Annotated in this window: 16 protein-coding genes; 10 read left to right on the top strand and 6 right to left on the bottom strand. The window is 69.1% G+C overall.

Features of this window, described 5'->3' with window-relative positions:
• Positions 1 to 149 precede the first annotated feature (149 nt).
• Entirely contained in the window at positions 150 to 2,147 is a 1,998-nt protein-coding gene (locus AC1VNX_RS09655) for a phosphatase PAP2 family protein (RefSeq protein WP_483156500.1), read from the top strand.
• 45 nt (positions 2,148 to 2,192) lie between these two features.
• Here the strand turns inward: AC1VNX_RS09655 and AC1VNX_RS09650 are convergent, their stop codons facing one another.
• The 6 genes from AC1VNX_RS09650 to AC1VNX_RS09625 form a co-directional block, all read right to left on the bottom strand.
• Positions 2,193 to 2,789 (bottom strand): lipocalin family protein, encoded by a 597-nt coding sequence (locus AC1VNX_RS09650; protein WP_483156499.1) that lies wholly within the window; start codon positions 2,787 to 2,789, stop codon positions 2,193 to 2,195.
• 91 nt (positions 2,790 to 2,880) lie between these two features.
• Complete coding sequence (locus tag AC1VNX_RS09645; protein ID WP_483156498.1) at positions 2,881 to 3,309, bottom strand: sel1 repeat family protein; 429 nt, start codon at positions 3,307 to 3,309, stop codon at positions 2,881 to 2,883.
• Between the two features lie 117 nt (positions 3,310 to 3,426).
• Positions 3,427 to 5,586 (bottom strand): TonB-dependent receptor, encoded by a 2,160-nt coding sequence (locus AC1VNX_RS09640; protein ID WP_483156497.1) that lies wholly within the window; start codon positions 5,584 to 5,586, stop codon positions 3,427 to 3,429.
• Positions 5,587 to 5,837: 251 nt separating this feature from the next.
• Entirely contained in the window at positions 5,838 to 6,641 is an 804-nt protein-coding gene (locus tag AC1VNX_RS09635; protein ID WP_483156496.1) for a class I SAM-dependent methyltransferase, read from the bottom strand.
• Between the two features lie 126 nt (positions 6,642 to 6,767).
• The gene (locus tag AC1VNX_RS09630; RefSeq protein ID WP_013542989.1) at positions 6,768 to 6,974 is read right to left on the bottom strand and encodes a YbdD/YjiX family protein; all 207 of its coding nucleotides are present in this window, start codon (positions 6,972 to 6,974) and stop codon (positions 6,768 to 6,770) included.
• 4 nt (positions 6,975 to 6,978) lie between these two features.
• On the bottom strand, positions 6,979 to 9,051 hold the full coding sequence (locus AC1VNX_RS09625) for a carbon starvation CstA family protein (protein WP_483156495.1): 2,073 nt from the start codon (positions 9,049 to 9,051) through the stop codon (positions 6,979 to 6,981).
• Between the two features lie 194 nt (positions 9,052 to 9,245).
• Between AC1VNX_RS09625 and AC1VNX_RS09620 the strand changes: the two genes are divergently transcribed.
• The 9 genes from AC1VNX_RS09620 (at position 9,246) to AC1VNX_RS09580 (ending at position 19,320) form a co-directional block, all read left to right on the top strand.
• The gene (locus AC1VNX_RS09620) at positions 9,246 to 9,677 is read left to right on the top strand and encodes a type IV pilin protein (protein ID WP_483156494.1); all 432 of its coding nucleotides are present in this window, start codon (positions 9,246 to 9,248) and stop codon (positions 9,675 to 9,677) included.
• The gene (locus tag AC1VNX_RS09615; RefSeq protein ID WP_483156493.1) at positions 9,671 to 10,228 is read left to right on the top strand and encodes a prepilin-type N-terminal cleavage/methylation domain-containing protein; all 558 of its coding nucleotides are present in this window, start codon (positions 9,671 to 9,673) and stop codon (positions 10,226 to 10,228) included. The genes AC1VNX_RS09620 and AC1VNX_RS09615 overlap by 7 nt, the downstream gene beginning before the upstream one ends.
• A complete protein-coding gene (locus AC1VNX_RS09610; RefSeq protein WP_483156492.1) occupies positions 10,225 to 11,370 on the top strand; it encodes a PilW family protein in 1,146 nt (381 codons plus the stop codon). Before AC1VNX_RS09615 ends, AC1VNX_RS09610 begins: the two co-directional genes overlap by 4 nt.
• Positions 11,367 to 11,960, top strand: a complete 594-nt coding sequence (locus AC1VNX_RS09605; protein ID WP_483156491.1) for a hypothetical protein — start codon at positions 11,367 to 11,369, stop codon at positions 11,958 to 11,960. Before AC1VNX_RS09610 ends, AC1VNX_RS09605 begins: the two co-directional genes overlap by 4 nt.
• Before the next feature lie 49 nt (positions 11,961 to 12,009).
• Positions 12,010 to 15,096, top strand: a complete 3,087-nt coding sequence (locus AC1VNX_RS09600; protein ID WP_483156490.1) for a pilus assembly protein — start codon at positions 12,010 to 12,012, stop codon at positions 15,094 to 15,096.
• A gap of 20 nt (positions 15,097 to 15,116) precedes the next feature.
• Positions 15,117 to 15,632 (top strand): GspH/FimT family pseudopilin, encoded by a 516-nt coding sequence (locus AC1VNX_RS09595; protein ID WP_483156489.1) that lies wholly within the window; start codon positions 15,117 to 15,119, stop codon positions 15,630 to 15,632.
• 138 nt (positions 15,633 to 15,770) lie between these two features.
• The gene (locus tag AC1VNX_RS09590) at positions 15,771 to 16,595 is read left to right on the top strand and encodes a DUF6502 family protein (protein WP_483156488.1); all 825 of its coding nucleotides are present in this window, start codon (positions 15,771 to 15,773) and stop codon (positions 16,593 to 16,595) included.
• On the top strand, positions 16,592 to 17,953 hold the full coding sequence (locus AC1VNX_RS09585) for a DUF5666 domain-containing protein (RefSeq protein ID WP_483156487.1): 1,362 nt from the start codon (positions 16,592 to 16,594) through the stop codon (positions 17,951 to 17,953). The genes AC1VNX_RS09590 and AC1VNX_RS09585 overlap by 4 nt, the downstream gene beginning before the upstream one ends.
• A gap of 77 nt (positions 17,954 to 18,030) precedes the next feature.
• Positions 18,031 to 19,320, top strand: a complete 1,290-nt coding sequence (locus tag AC1VNX_RS09580; RefSeq protein ID WP_483156486.1) for an FAD-dependent oxidoreductase — start codon at positions 18,031 to 18,033, stop codon at positions 19,318 to 19,320.
• The last annotated feature ends 95 nt before the right edge of the window (positions 19,321 to 19,415 follow it).

Genomic DNA, 19,415 nt, shown 5'->3' with positions numbered 1-19,415 from the left:
ATGGAAGCCTGCACAAGGAGCAGGCGCCTCTTCCATGCGTCGACCAGATTGATGATTAATCAAAACGACTTGTTGCATCGATAGATTGCGCGAACTCGCATCAGGCACCCCTGCCTGCTCGAGGCTTCACGTTCTCCATTCGCATCTCCATGTCGTACTTTCTTCCCTCCGTTCGCCCCTTCGCCATCACCCTCGTCGCAGCGCTTTGCCTCTCGGCATGCGGTGGGGGCGGCAACGGCGGCGTCTCGTTCCCCGTCACCGGCACGCCACCGGCCACCACTACTCCGCCTGCCGTCGTCGTGGCCGGGCCGCCGAAGGATCTGGGCTTCACCGACACCGCGCCCGTCCCTGATCCGGTCGCTATTCCGCCCTTCGTCGACAACGTCGCGACCAACCAGCGCGGCGATGCGCGCTACGCCACCAAGGAAACCAACGCCGGCGTGCGCGTGGTGGCCGGCTTCCTCGACTTCTGGCAGCCCAGCACGCTGCTGGTCGACGCGGGCGTCTCGGCGTCGGCGCAGGGCAGCTTCCCGGCGGTGGTCGCATCCACGTGGAGCGGCATTCCCGGTGATGCCACCGACGGCAAGATGCTCAACACCGATGTGCTGAACCGCAACATCCAGTACGTCGTCGACGCCACCAACGCACGCACCAGCGCACAGGAACTGGCCGCCTATCTCGACGACCGCCGCGGCAAGGGCTACAGCATCAGCGACGGCATGGGACCGCTGACGAGTGCATGGCGCGCAGCCACGCAGCAGGTCACCACCATCACCGGCATCGCGGCCGACGCCACCACCGTGCTGTACAACGACGGCGGTAATGACGTCGGCGTGGCCGGCGCCGCGAACCCGGGCTTCGGCACGGTGGTCGACCTGCTCAAGAACATCGGCGAGAACGGCTCCACCGAGCCCGCCAAGCGCTTCTACAAGTACGCGCGGCCCTGGCGCTGGAGCAGCAGCGTGAAGGTGGTGCCCGCGCTGGAGCCTGCCAAGAGCCCCACGCCCGCCACCGACGGCGGCTTCGTGAGCGGCCACACGGCCGAGGCAGTGCGCGATGCGATCGCCTCCGCCTATGTCGTACCGCAGCGCTTCCAGGAAATGGTGGCGCGCGGCCTCGAACTCGGAGAGAACCGGATTCTTGCGGGCATGCATTCGCCGCTGGACGTGGTCGGCGGGCGCCTGCACGGGCAGGCCGTGGCCACCGCGAGTCTTTCCACCGGCGCCAACGCCGCGCGCAAGAGCGCGGCCTATGCCCAGGCGCAGAGCGTGCTGATGGCCTCGGTGGGCGCGAGCGACGCCGCAGCCTTCAACAACTTCGCCCATTCGCAGGGCACCGCAGCCGACCGCTTCGCCGACCACGCCGCGAGCAAGGCCGACTACCTTCGTCGCCTGACCTTCGGCTTCAAGCAGGTAGCCGACACCACCAAACCCGCCGTGGTGCCCAAGGGTGCCGAGGTGCTGCTCGAAACGCGCCTGCCGTACCTCGACGCCACGCAGCGCCGCGTGGTACTCAAGACCACGGCCGTGCCCTCGGGCTATCCGGTGATGGACGACCCCGAAGGCTGGGGCCGACTCAACCTGTTCGACGCGGCAGACGGCTACGGCGCCTTCAACGGCGACGTGGTCGTGACCATGGACGCCAGCCTCGGCGGCTTCAACGCACTGGACAGCTGGCGCAACAACATCTCCGGTGCCGGCAAGCTCACCAAGAAGGGCAGCGGCACGCTCGCGCTCGGCGGCAGCAACAGTTACTCGGGTGGCACGCAGCTTGCGCAAGGCACCCTGCAGGCAGATTCGGCTGCCGCCTTCGGCAAGGGCAATGTCTACGTGGGTGGTGGCACGCTGATCTGCAATGCGGCTTCGACCGTCACCATGGCGGGCGCCTACACGCAGCTGGCCGGCACGACGCTGCAGCTCAATCTCGGCGGCAACGGTGCGGGCCGCCTGAACGTGGCCGGCGTGGCGGCCCTGGACGGCACGCTGAACCTGAGCTTCAAGCCCGGCTTCGTTCCCAGCGCGGGTGACACGCTCACGGTCATCAGCGGCGGCACGCTGACCGGCCGGTTCTCGGCCATCAACGCGCCGGGCTTCAAGGTCACGCCGACCTACACGGGGACGCAGCTCATCGTGCGCTTCGACGCCTGATCCTGTCGCGCATCAGCGCCACTGCGCCAGCGTGCGCCGCACTCGTTACGGCTTCGCGGCGCCGGCCTGTTCCTCGGGCCAGCGCTGCGGCACGCGGCGCAGGCTCTCGACCGAGTACCCCAGCGCCTTGAGGCGCGCGACCGCCGCCTCGTAGGCCGGCTCGGGAATGCCCGGCGTGCGCGCCATGATCCACGCGTAGTCGCGCTTGCTGCGGCCGATGATCGTCAGGCTGTAGTCCTTGTCGACGTCGACGATCACGTACTCCGCCTTCACCGGCCACATGAACTGCATGCCCCACACCGCGTTGCCGGTGCCGGGGACCACGCGGCCCACCGGGTTCATCGTCTTCAGGGGGCCGTCGAAGCCGCCTTCTCGATAGCGAAAGCGCGTGTCGATGCGGCCGTCGGGCTGCAGCGTGTACGACTCCACCGCATTGAAGGCATCGCGCTCGGGCCGCGTCGGGATGTTGCCGATCACGTACCAGTCGCCCATGAAGCGCTGCAGGTCAACCTGCTTCGCCGTGGGAATGGTGGGCGGCGGCACGGCGCACCCGGCGACGAGGAACATCGTCGCCGCGCCTGCCGCGATGAGAACGGCCGGGCCGGCCCAACGGTATTCCTGGTTTCGCTGCTGACGCTTCATCTTGCCTCCGATGTAAGAGCCCCAGCCTAGCTGGTCTACCCGCAGGAGCGGCGTCAGACGGCGCCTTGCCCGCGACAGGGCTCTCCGCCCTTCAGCCGCAGGCGCGCCTGCCGTCGGGCGAGCTGCGCAGCCGGTTCAGGAAGGTCAGCTGCACCTTCGCCGTCTCGCTGCCCTGCACCGCGGCGCGGCGCATCCACATGCCCGCCTCGCAGCGGTCGGCCTTCACCGCCGTGCCGTAGAGCGTGGAGCCGGTCATCAGCACCATGCCGAGCATCTCCTGCGCCTCGGCGTGGCCTTCGCCGGCGGCCTGCCGCAGGTGTTCGAGCATCGAGCGGTAGTCGCGCGCGGCCTGTGCCTCCAGGGCCAGCTGGAAGTGCTGTTCCGCCTGCAGATCGACACCCGCGTCCGAGGGATGCGCCGCGCTGAGCGCCGCCACCAGCAACAGCACGCCCGACAGCAGAACGCGAAAGCGCAGCGACAGGCCGGTCATCTGGCTGGGATTGAGTTGTTCGGCTGGCATCGATGTTCTCCACGAGTGATGTTGTCGTGGAGGCATCGTCGCGCTGCCGCGCCGAACGGAAAAGCTGGAATTGGCTCAGGCCGCCTCAGCCGCAGGCTGAGCCCGCGCCTGCGGGCATCAGAACTTGGCGGTCAGCGTCACCTGCAGCTCGCGCCCCGGGCCCGGCATGATCAGGTTGTCCACGCTGCCGTGCCCCGACACGTAGTACTTGCGGTTCGTGATGTTCTTGAGGTTGGCGGAGATCTCGTAGCGCCCGGTCCTGTAGCTCGCGGCGAGGTCGGCCGTCACGTAGGAAGGCAGCGTGACGAGGTTGCTCAGCGACGCATAGCGCGCGGCCACGTAGTTGACGCCGCCGCCCGCGCTCAGCCCGTTGCCCAGGTCCTTCATGAGCCACACGAAGGCCGAGTGCTTCGGCGTGAGCGGCGCGATCTTGCCCTGCACCGGCATCGCCGCGCCCACCGGCAGCTGCAGCGAGCTCACCGTGGCGAGCGACTTGGTCATGCGCGCGTCGAGATACGCATAGCCCGCGCTGACGTCCCAGCGGCCCGGCAGCTTGCCGGCCAGCGCCAGCTCCAGGCCGTTGGTGCGCTGCGTGCCGACGTTGATCTGCCGCGCGGGGTTGGACGGGTCGGTGTTCTTGATGCCCGAGCGCTCCAGGTTGAAGACGGCCGCCGTCAGGTTGAGCGCGCCATCCAGGAAGTCGAGCTTGGCGCCGATCTCCTTGTTCACCGTGATCTCGGGGTCGTTGGCGGTGTTGCTGGCCGACAGCGCGAAGGTTTCGGCGGAAGGCTGGAACGAGCGGCTGTACGACACGTAGTACGACTGCGTTTCGCTCGGCTGCCAGACCACGCCCGCGCGCGGGCTGAACTTGCGGTCGGTGCGCGACAGCGGCGCGAGCGTGCGCTCGAACGAAGTGTCCTGCCCGAACACGTCGTAGCGGCCGCCCACCAGCGCCTTCCACTGCGGTGCCAGCGTGATCTGGTTCTGCGCATAGAGCGCGGCTGTCTTGAAGGCGGAATTGCTCGGAATCGCGCTGGTGGCCGTATAGCTCGAAAGCGGCAGCGGCGCCGGCACGGCCACCGGGTTCAGGATGCTCACGCGCTCGTAGCCGGTGGCCGAGGACACCGAGTACAGGCGCTTGTCCTGCTGGCCGAACTCCGCGCCGACCAGCCATTCCTGCCTGAAGCCGCCGAGCTCGTTGCGCCAGGTCAGGTCGGTCTGGTTGAACCAGCCGCTCTCGTCGCGGTCGACGAAGCCGCGCGTGCGGCCCACCGTCAGGCGCACCGGGTCGGTGGTGCCGCTGGGCAGTGTGTTGAAGCGGTCGAGCTTGTAGCTGTAGTAGCGCGTGGTGTTGCGCAGGGTCAGCGCATCGCTGAAGCGGTGGTTGAGCGTGGCGGTGAACGACTGCACCTTCGTCGTGGTGGTGTCGTCGCGCTTCGCGAAGGCCGAGCCGTAGTAGGTGCCGATGGGCACGTTCACCGGGCGGCCGTTCAGCGCCGGAATGCCGAAGTCGGTGAGGCGCTGGTCGTACGCATTGGTGTACTGCAGCAGCAGGTCGGTCTGCGGGCTGAACTTGATGGCCAGCGAGGGCGCGACGTTGTAGCGGTCGATGAACTGCTGGTTGCGGTAGCTGCCCGACTTCTCGCGCGCCAGGTTGAGGCGGAAGGCCATGTTCTCGCCGATGGGCGTGTTGAGGTCGGCGGTGGCCCGCTTGAAGTCGTGCGAGCCCAGCCCGAGCGACACCTCGCCGAAAGGGCGCTCGAAGATCGGCTTCTTGGTCACGCGGTTGACGAGGCCGCCCGAGGAGCCCCGGCCGTACAGCACGGCGGCCGGGCCCTTGAGCACCTCGATGCGCTCGGTGTCCGAAAGGTCGCGGAAGTAGAGCGCGTCGTCGCGCACGCCGTCGACGAACCAGTCGGCAATGGCGGTGAAGCCCCGGATCACCACCTGGTCGCGCTGGCCGTCGCCCGCGTTGAACGACACGCCGGGCGCATTGCGCAGCGCGTCCTGCATCGAGGTCGCGCCCTGGTCGCGCAGCAGCTGCGCCGGCAGCACGTTGACCGCCTGCGGAATGTCGCGCAGCGGCGCGCTGCCCTTTGTGGCGGTGCTGCCGACGGAAGGCGCGTAGCCGGCATCCTGTTCGGAAGTGACGGTCACCTCCTTGAGCGTGGCGTCGGCGCCCTGGGCCTGGGCCGCGCAATGGGCTGCGGCCAGCGCGGCGACGAACAGGGACGATTGGCGCAGGCGAAAGCGCGGCGTGCGAGAACGGACGGACATGGCAGGAATTCCCTCAGGGCGATTTGTTTTGGAATCGCGAAGCGCCACGCCGGCGCCTCCATCGCTTCGACGGAGAAACCGTGTGTGCCCTGCCTTGAACGAATCTGGGTTGGGTGCCTTCGCCGGCCCGCACCGGCGCGGTGGCCGGGGCTTCGGACGAGGGATCGCATCGCGCGACCCGCGAATTCTAGATAAATGCGACGGCGTTCCAGGCCGGCGCTTGGGCCGGCTCCGGGCCGCCCCGGCGGCGCTCAGCGCGCGCGGGCCCGCGTCAGCAGGTAGCTCTGGTGCACCACGTTGTCGACGTAGTACGGCTCGGCGAGGGCGTCGAACTCGGCCCGCAGCGCCGCCAGCTTCCGCGGATCGTCGGCAAGGCCTTCGACCAGCTTGCGCATAGGGCCGACCGAGCGCTCCAGGAACAGGCGGAAGTGGCCGATGCTCAGGGCCGGAAAGTGCATGGTGCCGCGGCCGAAGAACGGCGCGTCGAAGTGCTGGCCCAGGCGCTCCGTGACGATGGCCGGGTTGCCCCATTGCGGTGGCGGCGACGCGCCGGCCGGAGGCGGCGGCGAATTGCGACCGATGAAGGCGAACATGCGGCCCACGAAATGCTCGGGCGGCCAGGTGGCGAAGGCGATTCGCCCGCCGGGCTTCAGCACGCGGCGCATCTCGGCCACGGCGACTTCGGGGCGCGGCGCGAACATGTGGCCGAACTGGCTGAGCACCACGTCGAAGGAAGCATCGGCGTAAGGCAGGTTTTCGGCGTCGCCTTCGGTCCAGGCGATGTCGCCGTGCCCGGAGATGCCGGCGTTCTCGCGCGCGGCCTCGATCAGTTCGGGCGTCAGGTCGAGTCCCGTGACGCGTGCGCCGCGGCGCGCCGCCGTGACGGCCACCACGCCGGTGCCGGTGCCCACGTCCAGCACCGCCTCGCCCTCGGCGATCTGCGCGAAGCCGACGAGATGCCCCGCCACCGGTGTCGTGAACATGGCGGTCGGCGCGAAGGTCGACCACATCTCGCGCTGCCGATTCTTGAACTCTGCAAAGGGATCCTGCGACATATCACCCTCCATGCCAGCCACCAGGCTGCGGACATGGAAGGGACTCTAGGCCCGGGGAACGGGCCCGTCCATCCCGCGGGACGGGGCTTCGATCGGAAAGAGCTGTAACGCAATCCCGCGCCACGCTCAGCAGCAGCGCCCCTTGCCCGCCCCGTAGCGCGCCTCCAGCCGCTCGCGGAAGAAGGCCTCGTAGCTCATGGGCGGCCGGTCGGGGTGGGTGGCCGCCATGTGGGTGAGGTAGGCGTCGTAGTCGGGCAGCCCGACCATGAGCCGCAGCGACTGCTTGAGCGAGCGCGCGAAGTAGCGCCCGGCTTCCGGCAATGCGAGGGCCATGGTGTCAGTGGGCAGCCGTCGCGGCGGCGCCCGCGGGTTCGAACGGGGTTTCCTGCGTGGTCGGGCGGTTGGCCGCGCGCGCCGCGATGCAGGCCTTGATGCTGTACACCAGCACGCTCAGCACCACGAAGATGAAGAGCGCGCACAGCGCGGCGTCGAGGCGGTCGTTGAAGACGATGCGCGACATGGCCTCGGGCGTCTTGGCCGGCGCCACCAGCACGCCGTTGGCGATGCCTTCGGTGTACTTGGCCGCGTGCGAGAGGAAACCGATCTTCGGGTCGGCCGAGAAGATCTTCTGCCAGCCCGCCGTGAGCGTGCAGGCCAGCAGCCACGCGGCGGGCGCAATGGCTACCCAGGCGTAGCGCTCGCGCTTCATGCGGAAGAGCACGACCACGCCCAGCATCAGCGCCACCGCGGCGAGCATCTGGTTGGAGATGCCGAACAGCGGCCACAGCGTGTTGATGCCGCCCAGCGGATCGACCACGCCCTGGTACAGGAAGTAGCCCCAGGCCGCGACGCACAGCGCGGTGGCGACGAGGTTGGCCGGCAGCGAGTCGGTGCGCTTGAGCGCGGGCACGAAGCTGCCCAGCAGGTCCTGCAGCATGAAGCGGCCGGCGCGGGTGCCGGCGTCGACCGCCGTGAGGATGAAGAGCGCCTCGAACAGGATCGCGAAGTGGTACCAGAAGGCCATCATGGCCTGCCCGCCGATCGCCTGGTGAAGGATGTGCGCCATGCCCACGGCCAGCGTCGGCGCGCCGCCGGTACGGCCGAGGATGGTGGTCTCGCCCACGTCCCTGGCGGTCTGCACCAGCATCTCGGGCGTGATCACGAAGCCCCAGCCCGACACCGTGGCCGCCACTTGCTGCGCGGTGGTGCCGACCAGCGCGCCGGGGCTGTTCATCGCAAAGTAGATGCCGGGCTCGATGCACGAGGCCGCGACCAGCGCCATCACCGCGACGAAGGACTCGGCCAGCATGCCGCCGTAGCCGATGAAGCGCGCATGGCGTTCGTTGTCGAGCATCTTGGGCGTGGTGCCCGAGGAGATGAGCGCGTGGAAGCCCGAGACGGCACCGCAGGCGATGGTGATGAACAGGAACGGGAACAGGCTGCCCGACCACACCGGGCCGTTGCCCTGCGCGAACTGCGTGATGGCGGGCATCTGCAGCGTCGGCATCACGAACACGATGCCGATGGCCAGCGCGATGATGGTGCCGATCTTCAGGAAGGTGGAGAGGTAGTCGCGCGGCGCGAGCAGCAGCCACACCGGCAGGCTGGCGGCGACGAAGCCGTAGCCCACCAGCATCCAGGTGAGCGCCTTGCCGTCGAAGGTGAAGAGCGGCGCCCATTCGGCGCTCTGGCTCACGGCCTGGCCGCCGAAGATGGCGAGCATCAGCAGCACGAAGCCGATCAGCGAGACCTCGCCGATGCGCCCCGGGCGGATGTAGCGCAGGTACACGCCCATGAAGAGCGCCACCGGAATCGTCGCGGCCACCGTGAAGGTGCCCCAGGGCGATTCGGCCAGAGCCTTCACCACGATCAGCGCCAGCACCGCCAGGATGATGATCATGATCATGAAGGTGCCGAACAGCGCGATCATGCCGGGCACCGGCCCCATCTCCTGCTTGACGAGGTCGCCCAGCGAGCGGCCGTCGCGCCGCGTGGAGATGAACAGCACGATGAAGTCCTGCACCGCGCCGGCGAACACCACGCCGGCCAGGATCCACAGCAGCCCGGGCAGGTAGCCCATCTGCGCCGCCAGCACCGGTCCCACCAGCGGGCCCGCGCCCGCGATGGCCGCGAAGTGGTGGCCGAACAGCACGTTCTTGTCGGTCGGCACGTAGTCCAGGCCGTCGTTGTGGCGGTGCGCCGGCGTCTTGCGGTTGCCGTCCAGGCCCAGCACCTTGTCGGCGATGAAGAGGCTGTAGTAGCGGTAGGCGATCAGGTAGGTGCAGATCGCGGCGGCCACCACCCAGAGGGCGTTGACGCTTTCGCCGCGGGTCAGGGCCACGGTGGCGAGCGCGAATGCGCCGACCACGGCCACGACCAGCCACACCAGATGGCGGCGGATGCTGTGCATGCGGATGTCTCCTCAGATTGAACCCGGGAGTTTTGCCGGGCCGGGGCGCGGGCGCATCCGTCGGACCGCGCGGGGCAAGCGCGTGGCTTTGCGTAATGGAAAACCCCAGATTTCAGTACGTGGCACCCCGGCAACGAGGTTTCCGCGAAGGCTTGCATTTCTTCTAAATGTGATAAATTCACATAATTAACAATGTGAAACATTCCTTCCGAGCCACGATGAACCAGCATTCGCAGGCACGCAGACGCAGCAGCGGCTTCACATTGATCGAGCTCATGATCACGGTCGCGATCGTGGCCATCCTTGCTTCGATCGCGCTGCCCAGCTACCAGCAGTACATCGTCCGGTCCAAGCGCTCGGCGGCCCAGGCGCAGATGATGGACATCGCCAACCGGCAGCAGCAGTACCTCATCGCCAACCGCAACTACGCCGACAAGGCGGCGCTGACCGCCAGCGGCTACAGCCTGCCCGCCGAGGTTTCGGGCAGCTACGGCTACGACATCACCCTGTCCACCACCGGCATCCCGGGCTACACGCTCACCTTCACCCCGACCGGCGCACAACAGGGCGACGGCAATCTCACCCTCACCAGCGAAGGCGTGAAGTCGCCGTCCGGCAAATGGTGAAAAGCCCCCTCATCCGCCGCCAGCGCGGCACCACGCTGATCGAGGTGCTGGTCACGCTGGTCGTCGTGGCTTTCGGCCTGTTCGGCCTCGTGGGCCTCCAGGCCCGCATGCAGGCTTCCGAAATGGAGTCGTACCAGCGTTCGCAGGCGCTGATCCTGCTGAACGACATGGCCAGCCGTATCGCGATCAACCGCCGCACGGCGGCGAGCTACGTCACCAGCGCGCCGCTGGGCGCCGACGCCGCCTGCCCCACCGCCACCGGCACGCGGCAGCAGGTGGACGCCAAGGAGTGGTGCGACGCGCTGCAGGGCGCCGCCGAAGTCTCGGGCAGCAGCAAGCTGGGCACCGTGATCGGCGGGCGCGGCTGCGTGGAAGACATGGGCAACAACGAGTACCTGGTCACCGTCGCCTGGCAGGGGCTGGGGCCGATCTCGGCGCCGCCGGCCGGCGTGGCCTGCGGCAAGGGCCAGTACGACGCCGGCACCACGTGCACCGACGACAAGTGCCGCCGCGCCGTGACCACGCTGGTACGCATCGGATCGCTCTCATGAGCCGCCCGCGCGCCCTGCGGCACGTCCAGCACGCCCAACGCGGCCTGACGCTGATCGAGCTGATGGTGGCCATCACCATCATGCTCATCGTGGTGGCCGCGCTGCTCGCGCTCTTCCTCAACGTGAGCAACTCCCAGCGCGAGCTGGAGCGGGTCAACCGCCAGATCGAAAGCGGCCGCCTCAGCGTCTTCGTGCTCGAGAACGAGCTCTCCCACGCCGGCTTCTGGGAGAACTACATGCCCGAGTTCGACGACCTCACCGTCACCGGCGCCCCCACGCACGTGCCCACCGGCGCGCTGCCCGACCCCTGCCTGCCCTACTCCGCCGCGAACTGGACCGACGACTACAAGCGCCAGCTGCTCGACCTGCCGGTGCAGACCTACGACAGCGTCCCCGCCAGCTGCGCCGACCTGCTGAAGAACAAGAAGGCCGGCACCGACATCGTCGTGGTGCGCCACGCCGAGACCTGCCTGCCCGGCACGCCCAACTGCGAGGCCGACACGAGCGGCGCGATGTATTTCCAGTCGTCGCTGTGCGGCACGCAGAAGCCCTCGTCCTTCGACCTGACGACCGCCGGCTTCGGCAACATGTTCAGCAAGGACTGCACCACCCCCTCGCCCAAGCGCAAGCTCGTGGCGGACATCTACTACGTGCGCGACTACGCCGACACCGTGGGCGACGGCGTTCCCACGCTGGCACGCTCGCGCTTCGACCTCGTGGGCGGCACGCTGGCGCAGCAGCCGCCCACGCCGCTGATAGAAGGCGTCGAGGGCTTCCGCGTCGAACTCGGCCTGGACACGCTGAGCAAGACCGGCGCCGCCGTCGACTACACCACGGCCATCGCCTGGGCCGACCCGGCGAACAAGTCCACGCCGGCCAATCGCGGCGACGGCAGCCCTGATGGCAACTTCGTGCACTGCACCACGAGCCCCGCCTGCACCGCCGACCAGCTCGTCAACGTGGTGGCCGTCAGGCTGCACGTGCTGGCGCGCAGCGTCGAGGCGTCGCCCGGCCACACCGACACCCGCACCTACCAGCTGGGCGGAGCCACCCTGGGCCCGTTCAACGACCACTACAAGCGGCACGCGTTCTCCACCTCCGTGCGCCTGACCAACGTCACCGGCCGAAGGGAAACGCCATGAAGACACGCAGGCCATGCAACGGCGGCGGCACAGGCGGCACAGGCGGCACCGGCCAGCGCGGTGCCGCCCTGCTCATCGGGATGATCATGCTGCTGCTGATCACGCTCGTGGTCACCGCCGCCTTCAACCTGAGCAACGCCAACCTCAGGGTCGTGGGCAACCTGCAGACGCGCAACGAAGCGGTGGCAGCCGCCAACCGCGCGATCGAGGAAGTCGCCTCCAGCCTGCTCGTGCCCGGCAGCGACGGCAGCCCCACGCTCGCGCCGCCGCAGCGGACCGTGAGCATGGTCGACATCGACAACGACGGCGTCACCGACTACAGGGTGGACGTCGCTCCCCCCGTTTGCGTGCGCGCCACCAAGGCACTCGACACCGGTAGCGGCGGCAGCACCGGCCCGGGCGGCGTCACGGGCGGTGCATCGAGCAGCGGCTCCGGGCTCGCGACGCTGCCCGACCAATACAACTCAGTCTGGGACATCAGCACCACGGTCACCGACGTCCGCAACCCCGGCAGCTCCTCCGCCTCCGTGCGCCAGGGCGTGCGCGCCCTGCTCAACAAGGCGCAGTTCGATGCCTTCTGCGCCTCCTAGGCATGCCACTTCACGACAACCCGACGACGAATACGAACAGGGCCGCACCATGATCCGGAAACTTCTCGCTTCGCTGTGGACGGTCGCCGCGCTCGCGGCGCTGCCGGCGGGCCCGGCCCACGCCGAGGACATCGACCTCTTCGTGGGCTACAACCCCAGCGCGGCGCAGGCGCCGAACGTGTTGTTCGTGCTGGACAACACGGCCAACTGGAACCAGCCCTTCACCGCCGAGATCGCCGCGCTCGCCTCGGCCTTCGAAAGCCTGAAGTCCAACAAGTTCAAGGTCGGCCTGATGATGTTCACCGAGACCGGCCAGGGCAACTCCAACGCCGACGGCGGCTACGTGCGCGCCGCGGTGCGCACGCTGGACGACGGCACCAAGGTCAAGTACGGCGCGCTCATCCGCAGCCTCGACAAGATCGGCGACAAGTCCAACGGCGGCAAGGCCGGCAAGACCATGGCCGAGGTCTATCGCTACCTGGCCAGCGGCACGCCCATCGCCGGCAACGGCAAGATCAAGGCCGACTACAGCGGCAACGTGAGCGGCACGGCGGCCTCCAAGGCCATCTACGCGCTGCCGCGCAACGCGCTCAGCGGCTTTTCCGCCACCACCTACGTCGGCCCCAGCACCGAGAACTGCACCGGCACCTACGTCATCTACATCAGCAACGGCGCGGCGCAGGACAACACCAGCGACAGCCAGACCTCCAACGCCGCGCTGCGCGCCGCGGGCGGCGACACGACGCAGATCGCCCTGAGCCCCAGCGGCTCGCAGGACAACACGGCCGACGAGTGGTCGCGCTTCCTGCAGACCAGCATGGGCGTGAAGGTCTACACCATCGAGGCGGCCAAGGCCACCGGCGGCCAGGGCCCGGGCTGGAGCGCGCTGCTCAAGAGCATGGCCACCCAGAGCAAGGGCGAGTACTACGACATCTCGTCCAATCCCGACCTGGGCAGCGCGCTCGGCGCGGCGCTGGACGACATCTTCAGCAAGATCCAGTCGGTCAACAGCGTGTTCTCCTCGGTGAGCCTGCCGGTCAGCGTGAACACCCAGGGCACCTACCTGAACCAGGTGTTCGTGGGCATGTTCCGCCCCGACCAGGATGCCTTCCCGCGCTGGAACGGCAACCTCAAGCAATACAAGTTGGGGGTGGACAGCAGCAACCAGTTGCTCCTGCAGGACGCAGACGGCGCCAACGCAGTGAATAATCAGACCGGCTTCATATCTCCCTGTGCGCGCAGCTACTGGACGCCGCCGCAAAGCGACACGGACACATACTGGAGTTTCCGCCCCGCCGGCGACTGCATCGTCAATGGAAAAACCGTCAAACAGGTCGCAGACAGCCCCGACGGCAACGTGGTGGAAAAAGGCGCACAGGGCTACATGCTGCGGCGCACGGTCGTCGCCAACCGGAACATGAAGACCTGCACGCCGGGCAGCTGCACGGCGCTCACCGCCTTCGCCGACGGCAACGCCGCCATCACCAAGGCCGCGCTGGGCGTCACCGCCGACACCGACCGCACCGCGATCATCAACTGGGCGCGCGGCCTCGACGACAAGGGCGACGAGCGGCCCGACGCGCAGGGCAACCCCGTTACCTCCACCTCGATGCGCCCTTCGGTGCACGGCGACGTGGTGCACTCGCGGCCCGTGGCCATCAACTACGGCACCGACGCCATACCACAGGTGGTGGTGTTCTACGGCGGCAACGATGGCGTGCTGCGCGCCGTCAACGGCAACCGCACCACGGCCATCGGCTCGGCCGCCGCCGGCGACGAACTCTGGTCCTTCATGCCGCCGGAGTTCTACGGCAGCATCAAGCGGCTGTACGACAACAGCACGCGCATCAGCTTCCCCCTGCTGCCCGTCACCTCGGGCGCGGTGGCGCCCAAGCCCTACGGCATGGACGGTCCCGTCTCGGCCTATCGCCAGGGCAGCACCGCCTGGCTCTACGCGAGCATGCGCCGCGGCGGCCGGCTGATCTATTCCTTCGACGTATCTTCCGCCGCCTCGCCCACGCTGAAGTGGCGCAAGGGCTGCCCCAACCAGGGCGACGACACCGGCTGCGACACCGGCTTCGAGGGCATCGGCCAGACCTGGTCGGCTCCCAAGGTGATGCGCGCCAGCGGCTATGGCGGCGGCAACAGCCCCCTGCTCATCTTCGGCGGCGGCTACGACAAGTGCGAGGACGTCGACACCAACAGCGCAGCCCAGGCCTGCGGCACCGGCGCGAAGGGCAGCGGCATCTACGTGCTCGACGCCGACACCGGCGCGCGCCTGCAGATGTTCGCCACCGCGCGGCCGGTGGCCGGCGAAGTCACCGTCGTCACCGATTCCCTGGGCATCGCCCGCATCGCCTATGCGGCGGACCTGGGCGGCAACGTGTACCGCATTGCCGTCGACAGCGGCGCGCCCTCGGGCTGGACCATGACGCAGATCGCCTCGCTCGGCTGCGACACCGTCACCACCTGCACGCCCAACCGCAAGTTCATGTTCGCCCCCGACGTGGTGGAAGACAACGGCGCCTTCGTGATCCTGCTGGGCTCCGGCGACCGCGAGAAGCCGCTGCGTTACTACAACGTCGCGCTCGGCGTGGCCAACCGCTTCTACATGCTGGTCGACAAGCCCACCGACAGCACCTGGCTGAGCAGCGAAACCAGCCGCTGCGGCACCGGCAACGGGCTGCTGTGCCAGGCCTCGCTGCTGCCCATCACCGACACCTCCACGCCGACCTCCTCCGACCTCGCCACCAGGAAGGGCTGGTACCTCGCCCTCGCCGCCGGCGAGCAGGTGGTGACCAGCTCGGTCACCGCCTACGGCGTCACCACCTTCAACACCCACACGCCCAGCAACCCGAACACGCAGTCGTGCCGTGCCGACCTCGGCACCGCGCGCGTCTACAACGTCTCGTACGTCAACGCCGCGCCCCAGGGACCGGGCGGCCGCTTCCAGAACGTGGTGGGCGGCGGCCTCGCGCCCTCGCCCGTGGTGGGCCGGGTTCAGCTCGACGACGGCAGCATGCGCGACGTGGTGATCGGCGCCAACCCCGACTCCTTCCTCAGCCCCAAGGGCACCACGCCCAAGGCCGCGTTCAAGCAGCCCAAGGGCCGGGTCTACTGGTTCATCCAGAAGTGAGCCCCTGGAGCACCGGCAACATGCGCTACCGCCCCCGCACCGCCCGCGCGCGCGGCTTCACGCTGGTGGAGCTGATGGTCACGGTGGCCGTGCTGGTGGTGCTCGTCGCCATCGCCGTGCCTTCGTTCGACGGCATCCGGCTTTCCATGCGCCTGAGCAACTACTCCACCTCGCTGGTCGCTGGCAGCCAGCTCGCACGCAGCGAAGCCATCAAGCGCAACGCGCCGGTCACCCTCTGCGCCTCGGCCAACGGCAGCAGCTGCAGCACCAACGGCCAATGGGAGGCCGGCTGGATCGTGCTGAGCGGCACGCAGGTGCTGCGCGCGGAAAGCGCCGCGGCCACGGGCTACCTGCTGCGCGAAGCGGGCGGCGCGAGCGCCATCGTGTTCCAGGCCACCGGCATGGGCGCGAACCAGAGCCGGATCACCATCTGCCGCGCCACCCCCAGCGCCAACCAGTCGCGCGCCGTGAGCATCAGCGCCACCGGGCGCACCAACGTCACGAGGTCGAACGACGGAACCTGCACCGCGACCTAGCCGCCATCCACACGCACCGGAAAAGCCCCCTTCGCGGACGAACGACAATAGCCCGCTGCGAAGGGGCCCGGGCGGCGGCCCGGCCCCCCTTCTTCCTCTTGTCTCGCATGTAAAGAACCAGGAGCAACGACCGCATTCATGGAACACCGGCTGGATTGGGCCCTCGCCGCCTGCGCTCGCATCCTCCGTCCGGTGGTCCGGCTGGCGCTCGCCATGGGCGTCAAGCATCCGCACCTGGAAGAGCTGCTGCGCGACCTGCTCATCGAGGAGGCGCAGCGCTCCTGGCGCCAGCAGGGCGTGAAGCGGCCCAACCTCAGCCAGATCTCGGTCACCACCGGCCTGAACCGCAAGGCCGTCACCGCCAAGGTCCGCGCCACCGTCGATCCACTGCCCCACACCGAGCTCTCGGCGGCCGCCAAGACCTTCACGCTCTGGCTGCAGATGACGGTCGAGAACGAGGACCTGCGCCGCATTCCGGTCACCACCGAGGACGAGGAGCCCTCCTTCGAGCGCGTGGCCCGGCTGGCCAGCCGCGGCAACATCCACCATCGCACCATCCTGGATGAGCTGGTGCGCCTGAACATGGTCGCCGAGGACAACGGCACGGCCGAACTCATGGCAGACGGCTTCGTGCCGGTCGAAGACCTCCAGTCGATGCTCGCCTTCCTGGGCGACAACGGCCGCGACCACCTGCTGGCCGCCGTCTCCAACACCCTGGGCGAAACGCCGCGCATGCTGGAGCGCTCGGTGTACGCGCGCGGCCTCACGCTGGAAGACTGCGAGAAGATCCAGCTTCTTGCGCGCGAGCGCTGGGCCGGCCTGCACCACGAACTGGCCCGCGAGATGACCGAGGCCGTCGATCGCGCGCCCGCCGACAGCAAGGCCCGCATCCGCGTCGGCATCTATACCTATTACGAAGACGACGAAGCCGCGCCGAAGAAGAGCGGGCCGCCCTCACGATGAACACGATCCTCACACTCCCGCGCTCCTTCCGGCTCGCGCAGCGCTTTCTTCGCGGCCTGCTGCTCGCGGGCGGCATGGCCATGCTCCTTTCCTGCGGAGGCGGCGGTGGCGGTGGAGGCAGTGCGTCCGGCCTGGGCGCCGCCGGTGCATCCGGCTCCGGCACCACCACGGAAACGGGCGGCGGCGGTGGCGGCGACACCAGCGGCTCCGGGGGCTCCACCGGCAATGCGGGCACCGGCGGCGACGGCACCAGCACCGCGGGCAACACCAACGGCGACGGCTCCGGCGTGGGTTCCGGCGGCACCGGCGTGAGCGCGGACGCGGCCGGAATCGGCGCCGCCGACGGCCTGGGCAGCATCATCCTCAACGGCCTGCGCTACAACACCGACAGCGCCACCTTCAGCCTCGAAGACACGAGCGAGCTGCAGATCGGCATGAGCGCACGCGTCGCCGGCAAGGTCGATGCCAACTTCACCAGCGGCGTCGCCACGCAGGTCGTCTCGGCCGCCGAGCTGCGCGGCGCCGTCTCCGCCATCAACCTCGCGGACGGCAGCTTCACCGTCATGGGCAGCCGCGTGACCACCGACACCGCCACCGTCTGGGGCGATGCCAACGGCCCGGCCGACCTGCGCGACGGCGCGGTGATCCAGGTCTGGGGCCTGCCCGCCTCGCCGGGCACGCTGCGAGCCACGCGCGTGCACGTCGCGCCCGCCTCCGCCGAGCCGCTGGCGACCGGGACCGTCCAGAACCTCGACCTTGCCGGCCGGCAATTCACGCTCGGCCTGCTCACCGTCGACTTCGGCCCCGGCCTCGACACCGCCAGCCTGGCCGAAGGCGCCATCGTCCGCGTGCGCGGCACCGTGGCGCCGGTGGCCGGCCGCTTCACCGCCACCACGGTGAAGGGCTGGTACGCCATCCCGACCGCCGACGGCATCGCGCTGCAGCTCGCGGGTGTCGCCACCGACTTCGTCTCGCTCGGCGACTTCCGCGTGCTCGGCAACAAGGTCGACGCGCGCAACGCGCAGATCACCGGCGGCCAGGCCGGCTCCATCGGCAACGGCGTCAAGGTCGAGGTCGACGGCTTCCTCTCCGGGCAGGTGCTCGTGGCGAAGAAACTGCGCATCCGCTACGTGCCCGGCACGGGCGGGCCGGCCTCATTCACGGTGATCGGCCCCGTCGCCGGCTACCAGTCGGTTTCCGACTTCATCGTTCGCGGCCAGCACGTGAATGCCGGCGGCTCCGCTACCATGTTCGTCAACGGCACCGCCACGAACCTGGGCAACGGCAAGCGCGTGACAGTCGTCGGAGACCGCGTGGTCGACGGCGTGCTCATCGCCCAGCGCGTCACGTTCGAGTAGCCCCGAGCCCGGCACACCGGGCGGCGCCGCGCAACACAGGCCACGTCGTCCGCGGCGCGACCGGATCGATCGGAGCCATGGACACGCCAACCGCCGAAGCGCCCGCATCCTCGACGCCACGCTGCTGCATCGCGGGTGGCGGCCCCGCCGGCATGGTTCTGGGCCTGCTGCTGGCCCGGGCCGGCGTGCCGGTGGTCGTGCTGGAGAAGCACCTCGACTTCCTGCGCGACTTTCGCGGCGACACCGTGCACCCGTCCACGCTCGAAATCCTGCACGAGCTGGGCCTGCTCGACGCATTCCTGAAGCGTCCGCACGACCGCATCGACGAGCTGCGCGCCACCTTCGAGGGGCGCAGCGTGCCGGTGGCCGACTTCACCCATCTGCCCGCGCACAGCCGGTTCCTCGTGCTGATGCCGCAGTGGGAGTTCCTGGACTTCATGTACGACGAGGCCCGGCGCTACCCGGGCTTCGAGCTGTGGACCGACGCCGAGGCCACCGGCCTGCTGCAGGAAAAAGGCCGCGTCAACGGCGTGAAGGTGCGGCGCGACCTCCGCGCAGGCCGGCCGCGCGACGTAGAACTGCACGCCTCGCTGGTGGTGGCCGCCGACGGCCGGCATTCCGCGCTGCGCGATGCGGCGGCGCTGCCGCACATCAGCTACGGCGCGCCCATCGACGTGCTGTGGATGGCCGTTCCGAGGCTGACCAGCGACCCCGCCGCCACCGCGGGCCACATCGCGGGCGGGCACTTCCTGGTGACGCTGAACCGTGGCGACTACTGGCAATGCGCCTTCGTCATACCCAAGGGCGGCCACGATGCGCTGCAGGCGCGGGGCATGGCCGCGTTCCACGAGGAAATCGGCCGCATCGCGCCCTTCCTCGCCGACAGGCTGCCTTCGGCGCTGCCCGACTGGGATTCGGTGAAGCTCCTCGAAGTGACGGTCGACCGGCTCGAGAGCTGGTCGTGCCGCGGCCTGCTGTGCATCGGCGATGCCGCGCATGCAATGTCGCCGGTGGGCGGCGTCGGCATCAACCTCGCAGTGCAGGACGCGGTGGCCGCCGCCAACCTGCTGGCTCCCGCGCTGGCTGGCGACGCGACCGACAAGCAGATCGACAGTCTGCTGCCCGAATTGCAGCGCCGCCGGGAGTGGCCCGTGCGCGTCACGCAGGCCGTGCAGCGGCTGATACAGGACCGCGTGCTCATGTCCGTGCTCGACAGCAAGCCGCCGGCCAGGCCGGCACACCTGCCCTGGCCGCTGCGGCTGCTCGCGCGCTGGCCGCTCTTGCGCCGGCTGCCGGCACGGGCCGTGGGGCTGGGCGTGCGGCCGGAGCACGTCCGGTCGCCGAATGCGCCGCGCATGCCTCAATGAAGCCGGCAATGAAAACGGCGCTGAAAAACTGGCATTTCGTTACACAGCCGGCGTCCTGAGCCGCCGCCCGGAGGGGCCCGGGCAGAGGGCGCTGT

The sequence above is a fragment of the Variovorax sp. TLI9-5A genome (assembly GCF_056867935.1).
The sequence above is the reverse complement of the archived record's forward strand: the minus strand, read 5'-3'. Positions and strand labels throughout refer to the sequence as shown.

Excerpts from the sequence above, each read along its gene's own strand:
- AC1VNX_RS09655 (WP_483156500.1), top strand. The coding sequence starts at position 150 with ATGTCGTACTTTCTTCCCTCCGTTCGCCCCTTCGCCATCACCCTCGTC.
- AC1VNX_RS09650 (WP_483156499.1), bottom strand. The coding sequence starts at position 2,789 with ATGAAGCGTCAGCAGCGAAACCAGGAATACCGTTGGGCCGGCCCGGCC.
- AC1VNX_RS09645 (WP_483156498.1), bottom strand. The coding sequence starts at position 3,309 with ATGCCAGCCGAACAACTCAATCCCAGCCAGATGACCGGCCTGTCGCTG.
- AC1VNX_RS09640 (WP_483156497.1), bottom strand. The coding sequence starts at position 5,586 with ATGTCCGTCCGTTCTCGCACGCCGCGCTTTCGCCTGCGCCAATCGTCC.
- AC1VNX_RS09635 (WP_483156496.1), bottom strand. The coding sequence starts at position 6,641 with ATGTCGCAGGATCCCTTTGCAGAGTTCAAGAATCGGCAGCGCGAGATG.
- AC1VNX_RS09630 (WP_013542989.1), bottom strand. The coding sequence starts at position 6,974 with ATGGCCCTCGCATTGCCGGAAGCCGGGCGCTACTTCGCGCGCTCGCTC.
- AC1VNX_RS09625 (WP_483156495.1), bottom strand. The coding sequence starts at position 9,051 with ATGCACAGCATCCGCCGCCATCTGGTGTGGCTGGTCGTGGCCGTGGTC.
- AC1VNX_RS09615 (WP_483156493.1), top strand. The coding sequence starts at position 9,671 with ATGGTGAAAAGCCCCCTCATCCGCCGCCAGCGCGGCACCACGCTGATC.
- AC1VNX_RS09610 (WP_483156492.1), top strand. The coding sequence starts at position 10,225 with ATGAGCCGCCCGCGCGCCCTGCGGCACGTCCAGCACGCCCAACGCGGC.
- AC1VNX_RS09605 (WP_483156491.1), top strand. The coding sequence starts at position 11,367 with ATGAAGACACGCAGGCCATGCAACGGCGGCGGCACAGGCGGCACAGGC.
- AC1VNX_RS09600 (WP_483156490.1), top strand. The coding sequence starts at position 12,010 with ATGATCCGGAAACTTCTCGCTTCGCTGTGGACGGTCGCCGCGCTCGCG.
- AC1VNX_RS09595 (WP_483156489.1), top strand. The coding sequence starts at position 15,117 with ATGCGCTACCGCCCCCGCACCGCCCGCGCGCGCGGCTTCACGCTGGTG.
- AC1VNX_RS09590 (WP_483156488.1), top strand. The coding sequence starts at position 15,771 with ATGGAACACCGGCTGGATTGGGCCCTCGCCGCCTGCGCTCGCATCCTC.
- AC1VNX_RS09585 (WP_483156487.1), top strand. The coding sequence starts at position 16,592 with ATGAACACGATCCTCACACTCCCGCGCTCCTTCCGGCTCGCGCAGCGC.
- AC1VNX_RS09580 (WP_483156486.1), top strand. The coding sequence starts at position 18,031 with ATGGACACGCCAACCGCCGAAGCGCCCGCATCCTCGACGCCACGCTGC.